Annotated in this window: 5 protein-coding genes; all 5 read right to left on the bottom strand. The window is 41.5% G+C overall.

The window, feature by feature from the left end:
• Window positions 1–841: 841 nt before the first annotated feature.
• The 5 genes from JWR87_RS19370 to JWR87_RS19350 all read right to left on the bottom strand — a co-directional run bounded on the left by JWR87_RS19370 (window position 842) and on the right by JWR87_RS19350 (window position 10,316).
• Window positions 842–4,573, bottom strand: a complete 3,732-nt coding sequence (locus tag JWR87_RS19370) for an ATP-binding protein (protein WP_297823389.1) — start codon at window positions 4,571–4,573, stop codon at window positions 842–844.
• Window positions 4,574–4,587: 14 nt separating this feature from the next.
• A complete protein-coding gene (locus JWR87_RS19365; RefSeq protein WP_297823387.1) occupies window positions 4,588–6,642 on the bottom strand; it encodes an ATP-binding protein in 2,055 nt (684 codons plus the stop codon).
• A gap of 217 nt (window positions 6,643–6,859) precedes the next feature.
• Window positions 6,860–8,869, bottom strand: a complete 2,010-nt coding sequence (locus tag JWR87_RS19360; RefSeq protein ID WP_297823385.1) for a S9 family peptidase — start codon at window positions 8,867–8,869, stop codon at window positions 6,860–6,862.
• A 680-nt stretch (window positions 8,870–9,549) separates the two neighbouring features.
• Window positions 9,550–10,191: a DUF2806 domain-containing protein gene (locus tag JWR87_RS19355; protein ID WP_297823383.1), complete on the bottom strand. Its 642-nt coding sequence runs from the start codon at window positions 10,189–10,191 to the stop codon at window positions 9,550–9,552.
• On the bottom strand, window positions 10,188–10,316 hold the full coding sequence (locus JWR87_RS19350; protein ID WP_297823381.1) for a hypothetical protein: 129 nt from the start codon (window positions 10,314–10,316) through the stop codon (window positions 10,188–10,190). The genes JWR87_RS19355 and JWR87_RS19350 overlap by 4 nt, the downstream gene beginning before the upstream one ends.
• Between the last annotated feature and the right edge of the window lie 644 nt (window positions 10,317–10,960).

The raw sequence follows: 10,960 nt of genomic DNA, 5'->3' as shown, positions 1-10,960 counted from the left end.
AAAAAAACAACATTGCCCTGGCGATATTAGCAGGTTTTTTTATGTTATCTATGGCGCTTATTATTGCATCCGCCATCCATTAAAACGTGAATATGTTTTAAACAGGGCACTCTCTTAGTATAGCTGGTTATCAACTCACGGGCAGTATTCTTTGCCTTTTTATAATTCACCCAATGCAAAGCTTGTTTTGGCCAATCCGTCTACAGGGAAACAAAGCGCTCGCTTATCATTCAAACTATCAAAAATTTTGTACGCCTGCAGAAAGTAGAATAGTGCAGAGTCCGGGTGCTTTACACTGAAATAAGCATAACCTAGGTTGGTTGTGCGACAGGCCTTTTCAATCGGGCCAAAAAAGGCACCTATAGCGAATGCTTTCTTCTGCCATAGTAAATTACCAGCATGATTTCCTAATCCAGCGTTACCCAGAATATCAGGTCGTAAGAGTGTGCTAATAATAAAGTATCATTCAATTTTTCGGTAATGGGAAGCATTTTATACCCATATTCGAGGAGTCTGCCTCCGCTGCCTTGTAACAGGTAGTAATAACTGAATCCCCGTAAGCATTTGCCAGACCTTGGAAATAATTAAGTCTTTCCGCCAGGTCGTATTATTTTATGGCGTAGTGAAAAGCCGAATCAGGGTTTGCCAGTTGGTAGGATCCGGCTGTTTGATGAAGCAGATTTGTATTTGCCGTGTCATCCCGCAACACCTGCAATCTTTTTGGCACTATCCGCATTAACAGAAATCTGTGGATATGCTTGTAGATAAAATCAATAACAACAGTATGGTAATCGGTTGAATTACCTTTTTTGATTTTTGCTTCATAACGCTGGTTTACGTTTTACTTAGGCAGTACAATGGTAAATATGCTTCCTTCCCATTCTCTGCTTTCCACCCTTATCTCTCCTCCATGTGCTTTGATAATATCATAGCTTAATGATAATCCTAACCCTGTTCCCTGCCCCGTCGGTTTTGTTGTGAAGAAGGGTTGAAAGATTTTATCAACTACTTTTTGAGTAATGCCGTTTCCGTTGTCCTTCACCACAATTTCTACTTTGTCGGCGGTTTTTTTTGTGGCAACTGTTACTGTTGGTTCAAACGTTCCATTTAGCTGCCGCTTCTTTTCGTTTACTGCATAGAAAGCATTGTTGTACAGGTTGAGCAAGACTCTTCCAATATCCTGCGGGACAACTTCTATCTTGCCAACACTTTCATCAAAATCTGTTTCGAAATCTGCATTAGAATCTTTGTCTTTTGCTCGTAGACCATGGTAGCTTAATCGTAAGTATTCATCCGCCAAACTGTTAATGTCTGTTGCTTCTTTCTGACCAGTACTTACCCTTGAGTGTTCAAGCATGCCTTTTACAATTGCATCGGCGCGCTTACCGTGATGTGTTATTTTTTGTAGGTTATTCGATAAGTCATCTAATAACTCACTTTCCAGTTCTTCATCCCTTTCACCATTCACCTTTAACCTTTCACCTTTCAGTTCATCAACCAGCTCTGAACTTACCTCAGAAAAATTATTTACAAAGTTCAAAGGGTTTTGTATTTCGTGTGCAATCCCTGCAGTCAGTTCTCCAAGGCTTGCCATCTTTTCTGATTGTATGAGTTGCTGCTGTGCAGAACGTAATTCTTTCAGCGCAATATCAACCTGCTGTTTTGCATTTTCCAGTTTGTTGAAATCTTCGTATCTGGCATAGGCGGTGGCAAATGAATTGGCTAGAGACTGAACCAATTGTATTTCATTTTCTTTCAACTGCGCAACATTGCCCACGTACAACATGCCTTGTACAAAAGGAAGGAAATGTAAATACAAATTCTCCGGTGGTTTTTCAGTGGTGTATTTTTCATCTGCCTTTATTGCTCCTTCTTCAACTAAACTTTTTGTCCATTGGCTAAAGGTGTCTGAATTCCAATGATCAATAAAAGGCTGGTTGTTTTGCCAGTTACTTAGCATCTGTTCGCTAATGCCTTTACTGTTGTAATGCAGCTGGAATGAAGCAATAGCTTTGCCATCAGGGGTTGACAAATACACTTGTATTTGTTCTTTTTCTTTGTCCATGATAAAAACACCACATCTTATGAAACTAACCTTCAAGTTTTTTAGCTCATTCCAAATTAAGGGAGTTATTTTTTCTAAATCATAGGTCGTACGCATACTCGCTATCTCAGCACGGACACGGTCAATAGATGCTTGCCTGACTGCCTCTTTGGCGTTTGCTTCGGCTATTTGCAGATCAAGGAAACGGGTATAGGTCTGTTCGAACACTCTCCCAAACCGTAATAGCGACCTATTTTGTTCTTCTGAATAAGGGATACCTGAATAGTTTTGAATACTGAGTGCAACTGTTTCCATTAATACCGAAGACTGGGCCCAGCCGTCGCTACTGTAAAAGAAGTTTCTCCTATCTTCCGGGATGCCAGGAACATGTTTAATGAAATGATCAAAAAACTTATCTTTCTCTTCCTTTTGACAGGTGAGTGTAAAAAAATGCTCCCTTTTTCCCTTTGCTTCCATTAATAGATTGAATATTGGATGATTGATATAAGGAAGATTGATTTTGGCGGCATATTGCTGACCCGGCGCAGCGACCCAAATTCTCATATCATTACTTTCGTTGAGCTCTATGGTGAAACTCGCCGAATCTGTGTTGAAATGAAGCCCGAATAATTGATCCTGAATCAATTGAATAACTTCTCTTAACTCTTCACTTTTTTGCATCGCCATTGTTCTGGCCCTTACGCGTTCCAATGCTGCTTCTATTTGAGCTTCCCTTGCCTGAGCTTCGGCTTTCTGTAAATCAAGAAAACGGGTATAGCTCTGTCCGAATACTTTACCAAACCGCAATAGTGTGTCATTCTGTTCTTGTGAATATGAAATGCCGGAGTAATTCTGAACATTTAGTGCAACCGTTTCCATTAATACAGATAACTGGCTCCAGCCGGTTCTACTGTACACCGCCTTTCTTCTTTCCGCCGTTAACGCTACATATTTGAAAAAATGATCAAACCACCTGTCTTTCTCTTCCTTTGTGCAGGTGAGTGCATAAAAGTGCTCTCGTTTTTCCTTTGCTTGAACAAAGCGGTTGAATATTAGATGATCTATATAAGGAAGATTAATCTGGGAAGCATATTGGTGACCTGGTACAGCCACCCAAATTCTCAAATCATCGCTTTCCCGAAGTTCTACTGCAAAACTAGCTGAGTCTATGTGAAAGTTAAGCTCGCATAGCTGATCCAAAACCAATTGAATTACTTCCTTCAACTCCTCACTTTTTTGCATGGCCATTGTTCTTGACCGCACCCGCTCAAGTGCTGCTTCTATTTGTGCTTCTCTTCTTTGCTTTTCAAGTTCTTCTTTTTGTTCTTTCAGCAGTGCATACGCTTTTTTACGTTGCCTGTTGTTCCGGTACAAAAAGAAGCTAACCAATATAGTAAGACTTAAGCCGCCAAATAAGGTATAGAAGCTTATTCTGTTTTGTACATCTTTCTTATCTGCCTCCAATTGTTGCAATTGCTTTTGCTGGTCAAAAGAAAGCTGCTGGAAACCTATTAAACCTTTGATTCGATTCTTATAAATGCTGTCATAAGTAGAGAGTGCAATCGCTTGGTATTTATAGGCACTGTCCAGCTTTTGATTTAACTCGTAGCTCCTGGCTAAAATCTCAAAATCATCCCCAAGGTCCATTGTATTAATTGGTATATGGATGTTAGCGGCCCTCTGAGCATAGTAGAGGGCCGAGTCCTTATTCTTTTCGTGTACATAGAAGTCTGCTAAAATCCTGTATGAGTATACCAAGATATCCCGAGTGTTATACTTTTTGCTAATTGATATTGCATCATACATGCTAGCTACCCCACGACTGTTATTGTCTATGGCTAAATAGCTTGCTCCCATCACAGCATAAGCAAGTCCTAACCCGCTTCCCGCCACTTTTCTTCGTGCAAAAATGCTTTCTGCTGCTTTCGCAAATAACAAGGCAGAGTCAGGCTTATTGAGGCGTTTCCAATACATGGCACCAAGATTAGTGTTAATAAGTGCCACACCTGAGGAATCTCCAACAACCCTGAAAAATTTTATGGCTTCCCTGTAGTGAAACGTTGCCTGGTCCGTTCTGCCTACATTTTCCATAAATATTCCGAGTCTATTATGTATACTTGCCAAGGTACTAAGACGATAATCTTTATCTTTTACTTCTGGCTTCCTAGTGTTCCAGAAGCTGTTTTCGTTTTGAGGGTTTTCGGCAATTTGCAATGCCGCCGATAATGTCTGAAAGGATTCGGTAAGTCTTTGTAAACGATTCAATAGAAATCCTTTATAAGTTAATGCCTGGGCTTCATTAAGTTTCTTCCCATTTTTTTGAGCTAGCAACAAAGCCTTGCCTGTATAGTATAAAGCTGAGTCATAACGAGTAAAACGATAATTATAAACTATATTATCGGCTAGTTTATATCTGGCAGAGTCTGTTGTAGCTGTTGCCAGCAGCCGTTTTAAACTATCAATTGTTCTTTGTTGGCTGCGGCAGAACAGCGGCATCAGCAGTAGCAGTATTTGGCAAACGTGTTTCATGGTCAGTGAATAATTTAAAGGTGTACGATAAAGGTCGTTCCCTCACCTTCTTTACTGTCCACTTTTATCTCTCCATTATGTGCTTTAATAATATCGTAGCTTAAACTCAATCCTAATCCCGTTCCTTGCCCTGTTGGTTTTGTTGTAAAGAATGGATGAAAGATTTTGTCTACGAATTTTTGAGGAATGCCGCTGCCATTGTCTTTTACTGAAATTTCAAGCTCCCCTGCCCCAAAAGGGGAGCTAATTCGTTTTGTAGTTACAGTTACTGTTGGCTCATAGTTTTCTCCCTTTAGGGGCGGCGCTTTCTTCTTTTCATTTACAACGTAGAATGCATTGTTGTATAAGTTCAGCAATACTCTTCCTATATCCTGTGGTACAACTTCTACCTTACCTAAGCTCTCATCAAAATCCGTTTCAATCTCTACATAAAAGTCTCCTTCTTTGGCTCTTAAACCATGATAGCTTAATCTCAAATATTCATCGGCTAAAGCGTTAATGTCTGTAAGTTCTTTCTTGCCTGTGTTGGCCCTTGAATGTTCGAGCATGCCTTTTACAATCGCATCTGCACGCTTGCCATGACGGTTTATTTTTTGAAGGTTTTCTTTAATGTCCCCTGCTATTGCAATTGCTTCCTCTTTATCGTCTTTCATAAGCGCTTCTTCCATTTCATCCGCAAGCTCTGAACTTACCTCGGAAAAGTTATTAACGAAGTTCAACGGGTTTTGAATTTCGTGGGCAATACCGGCGGTCAGTTCTCCCAGAGATGCCATTTTTTCTGATTGTATGAGTTGTGATTGGGTAGCCTTCAATTGTTGCAAAGCGCTTTCCGCTTTCAGCTTCTGTTGGTCGGTTTCATTTTTTTGTTGTTGCAGCAGCAGGTTGGCTTTCTTTTGCTGCCGGCTGTTCCGGTACAAAAAGAAGCTTATGAGAATAGTAAGCGATAAACCTCCAAACAGGGTATACATTCTTGTTCTGTTCTGCACCACCATCTTATCTGCCTCCAATTGTTGCAATTGCTTTTGCTGGTCAAAAGAAAGCTGTTGGAAACCTATTAAACCCTTGATCCGAAACTGATAAAGACTATCATAAGTAGCGAGTGCAATCCCCTTGTATTTATAGGCGCTATCCAGCTTATTATTTAACTCGTAGCTCCTGGCCAAATTCTCGAAATCATCCCCAAGGTCCATTGAATTTACGGGGATGTGAATGTTTGCCGCCATTCGGGCGTAGTATAGGGCAGAGGCCTTGTTCCTTTTTTGTATATAAAAGTTTGCCAAAATCCTGTATGTGTATACCAACATATCCGGCGCGTTAAACTTTTTATTGATTGCTATCGCTTTATACAAGTATCCTAAGCCAAGACTGTCATTATGAATAGCCCAATAGCTGGCACCCATTACAGCATAAACAAGTCCTAGACGGCTTTCCTCTTTTTTTTGTAAAAAAATGCTTTTTGCTGCTTGCGTAAATAACAAGGCCGAATCGGGCTTATTCAGGCGTTTCCAATACATGGCACCAAGATTAACGTTAATAATTGCTACACCTAAAGAATCTCCATTAACACTGTAAAATTTTATGGCTTCCCTGTAGTGAAACGTTGCCTGGTCGTGTTTGCCTACATTCTCCATGAAAATTCCCAGAGTATTATGTATGCCTGCCAACGTCCTGAGACGATAATCTTCAACTTTTACTTCTGGCCTCCTAAAGTCCCATAAACTGTCTTGGTTTCGCGGGTTTTCGGCAATTTGCAATGCAGCTGTTAATGCCTGAAAACATTCGGTAAGTCTTTGTAACCGATTCAATAGAAATCCTTTATGAGCTAATGCCCGCGCTTCGTTAATTTTCTTTCCATTTCTTTGAGCAAGCAATAAGGATTCGTTTGTATAGTATAAAGCTGAGTCATAATGAGTAGCACGATAATTAGAAACTATATTACTGAATAACTGAAATCGTGCAGAGTCTGTTGTAGCTGTAGGCAGCAGCTGTTTTAAACTATCAATAGTTCTTTGCTGGCTACAACAAAACAGTGGCATCAGTAGTAGGAGTATTTGGAGAATGGGTTTCATCAATTGTAATTGTTTAAAGTTGTACGATGATGGTGCTGCCTTCCTTTTCCCTGCTCAGCCCTACCTACTCCTCTCTAGCTTTTGTGATAGCAGGGAACCAAGGATGCTCCCCATGGTCTCATGATTACGCACAAGGCCTGGCGTTGGAGACGCCGCTAAGACAATGCAGCACCACCTGCCGCAAAACAATCTCTTTCTTTTCTTCTCAGTTAATTTCCTATAGCCCTTTTTTGTTCATCAGGTATTGGTCCATCCAGTCAATCCATAAGCGGCTTACCTCCATTTGGCGCACGGGGTCGCTGGCATTGTGAGCGGGTATGTTCCAGGCTATGAATTTAGTGGGAATACCATTGTCTTTTAAAACATGGTACAATTTATAAGACTGGGTTACAGGCACACGGGGGTCGGCGGTATTGGCAAGAATAAGTGTGGGAGCCGTAATTTTATGAGCCATCGTAATAGGTGACTGGTCGGTATATAATTTCATATTGTCACCTATCCAGGGAGAGCCGCCGACGGCGGCTGCACGGTTTACATTAGCGTCGCCCAGGTTGTACTGATCAACCCAGTCAGTAACGGCAGCGCCTGCAATGGCAGCTTTCCAGCCGGGGTAATGGCCTGCTAACCACACTGTCATAAAACCACCATACGACCAGCCTGTAACGCCGATGCGACCTGTATCTATCATGCCGGTGTTTTTCAGTTTGGCCAATCCTGCCATCACATCACGGCCGGGGCCAGCTCCTGCATCTTTAATGATTGCTTTTTTATATGCGCTTCCCATGTTGTCGCTGCCACGATAGTTGGGCTCAAAAACAAAATAACCATGATTCGCTAAAAGCTGGGTACGTGAAGAAAACGTTTCTACTGATGCAGCCGCTGGCCCACCATGCACCATTACAACCAACGGGTATTTACTGCCTGCCGTATAATTTACAGGGTAGGTGAGTAATCCGTTGTGCTTGAAACCTTCGAGCTCCCATCGGATGGTTTCCCATTTGCCCATACTCATGTCGCCAACTTCTTTATTGAAATGGGTCAACCGCCTCGGTTGTGCTGTTGGTGATGACATGTAGTATAATTCTGTTGGCTCCCCTGGGTCTGAGGCGGTGAATGCAATAGCTCCGTTTTTATCTACAAAAGCATCAATCCAGAAAGACCAGGAGGGGCTTAGCGAACCAAGATTGAGTTTTTTTGCAGTGCCATTCATGGGTTGCAGCCATAGTGAAACCCGGTTATCATCATGACCACCCACCAATAAAGTTTTGCCATCAGGCATCCAAAACGCACGGCTCATTTCACGGTCAAGTGCTGTTGTAATGCAACGACCCTCCCCGCCTGTGACAGGACTAACGTAAATGTCATTGATATTGCCCTGGATACCATCTCTAAGGTAGCCATAGTTGATGCTGGTGCCATCAGCAGAAAACGACGGGTATCCTTCAAACTTGCGGCGACCTGTCAGTGGTGCTATAGCGCCAGTTTCGACATTCAGCAACTGCACGCTTCTGTTTGGGACATCTCCGGAATGCGGTCCAATCACTTTTACGAACGCTATCATCTTTCCATCCGGCGACCATGATAACGGAGATGAGGGAGCGCCGGGAGGGATGGTTACAGGCAAACTCCAGGAGCCAGAGGTAAGCCTTTTAACTTCTCCACTAACCGTTGACATCAGCCAAATATGCGAGGGTGTTGGCGCAGCAATTAAAAACATGTCGTTGTTACCTACTTCAAAACCATCATTACCTCTGTCGGCTTCGGCTTTATTAGATGGTTCATCAGCAGACACAAACGCAATTGCCTGCGCATCGGGCTTCCAGCTAAAGTGTTGTACGCCTTTTGTCGCTTTAGTCAGTTGCCTTGCCTCGCCAAAAGTTGATAAAATAAATATTTGGTTAGCTGCATCCTTGCCTGTTCCTGTTTTTGCTAAAAATGCCAGTTGTGCACCATCCGGGGACCATCGCGGCTGTGAAACAACGGGACGGTTTTGTGTTAGCACCGTTTGTTTACCTGAAACAATATCTATCAGTACCAATTCTGCAACAAACACATTTTGTTTGTACTCGGGTCTCGACACTACAAGCACAATACTTTTACCATCAGGTGATATTTGAGGATCGCTGATAGTGGTGAGTTTGGCAAGATCAGCCAGTTCAAATCTTTTTTGTGCAGTAACGGTAATGCATAAAATAACAGCTACTATAACCGCAAATACTATTCGCATCGGGAAAGGCTTTTAAAGTAAAAGGAAATATTATGTCAGCTGCAAGGTTTGCAGATTCGTTATAAACGAATATAAAAGAAAAATTTTTAAGAACAGTGTTCCTATTTCGTCCGGCCTTGCCCGTATTTTCTTAGCCTTATGTGTTAGCAGCGAACCAGGCAAGAAGTGCAGGTTCTTATGCTGCTGCTTTCTGCCGTTTTTGTCAATATCAATGCCAAGTTAAGTTTTTGGGGCCATTAAGATACTAAACTACCAGGATTAACGGCGGCAACTGCGACACCTGACGTCTCCACTAAGAGTAATAAGTTTTACTGCTTTCTTATAGTGAAGAACCGCCTCGCCTGTTCTGCCTGCATTGTGTAAAAAAATTGCTAACGCATTGTGTATGCCTACCCACGTTTTAAAACGGTAATCTTCATCTTTTACTTCTCCGCTCCTAAAATGCCAAATACTGTTTTCTTTTCGCGCGTCCTCACCAATTTGCAAGGCAATTGTCAATGCCTAAAAAGACTCGGGAAGTCTTTGTAAACCATTCAATAGAAATACTTAAGAGATAATGCGCATCCTTCATTAATTTTCTTTCCATTTTTGCAAGCAGGTAAAAGAATAAGTAGGAATGGGAGTTATCTGATATTTATGCTTATAAAACTGTTAAGCACGCGAGTACGTGCAAAGCAGTATCACCTATAAAAAAAAGCTTTCTTCCTCATTTTCCCCCCATCCTGAATGGACAATTGTCGAGGCTGAGAAGCTAATAAATTCAGTTCTTGAAGTAACATCTCATCATAAGGAGATATATCAAGGGGGATGTTTGCAAATTCCTCCTCCAGGTTAGAAAATGTCAGAAAGAAATGATTATCACTTTCAAAGGCCAATCGGCCTACTTTCATAAAACGTTCAGCTTCTGTTTTAGTCAAATTTTTCAATAGCTCAAGGGTCCTTAATGAAAGGTATCGTGGTGCTTTAATTTCACCAGCTAAAATCCTTCCCCATAATGCCTTCATTTCATCAACCGAAATATCTTCTGCCAGTCTGAAAAACCGGCTTGCCCACCCTTCATCAACTGGTTGGTTATTTACTGGCCCCGCATTGGTTAAAATTCCAGCGGCAAAAGCAGTAATATCTTCCAGATTCGCCTGCCTTTTTTCCTCCTGAAACCTAACTCTTTCTTCGACTCGTTCTTTTAATGATTTATCTGGTAAGGATGTTTGTATCGCTTGAGCGATAGAATGCATTGGTGATGAAATAACTATTCCCCCATCGTATTCGACGCCGCCATTCAGCAATAAGTTCTCGTTCGATATGGCAGCAATTGTCCTCATTTCATCGCTCCCACCTCTGTCAATATTCTTATTTTATATGCTTTTGTGTCAATATCTTTTCGATCAAAGTAATGCTTGGACACTTTACCGAGTGCTTTAGTAATTACGTCAATTAGCTTCTCCATTGGCAGAACTTTTCCTATTCCTAATAACTCTTCCGTTTTTCTATTTTGTGTTTTCTTATTTTTTCAGCGAGGCGCACCCACTCAATATTACGCACCCAATTGCCTAAATCATATTGCCGGTATTCAGTCAATGCGCCTAGTCAATTGTTTATTAAGGTGATCCATATAGTGACGCATTTGACATATCGGCTATGGGTGTGGTATAAATGAACCTAGGTGCTAATGCCCAATCAGCTTTTGTTGTATATGATTGGCCATAGGAGGGTACGAGGAGACGAGCGTCGACCTGTGGAGCACCCAGCTTCTTGCTAAAAAATTGGGTCATTTAAGAGTCTCGTGCCTAATTTGGGATTGCTACCAGTTGAGGTCTGAATTCGCTCTAAAATCTGTGCCCCAAAAATAAAAACGTCTTGATAAAATTCTTTTATCAAGACGTTGTATTTATGAAAGTTGCCCGACATGGACTCGAACCACGACAAACAGTACCAAAAACTGTCTTACTACCATTATACTATCTGGCAATCCTAAATGGAGTGCAAAAATAAGGGTTCGAGTTATCCGAACAAATATTTTTTCAAAATTGATAAAGATTTTTCAAGTTCCACCTCGCTTACCACTTACTTAAATCCTTTCCTCCTCTTCTT

It is taken from the genome of Segetibacter sp., from assembly GCF_025963695.1.
Classification (GTDB): Bacteria; Bacteroidota; Bacteroidia; order Chitinophagales; family Chitinophagaceae; genus Segetibacter.
The sequence above is the reverse complement of the archived record's forward strand: the minus strand, read 5'-3'. Positions and strand labels throughout refer to the sequence as shown.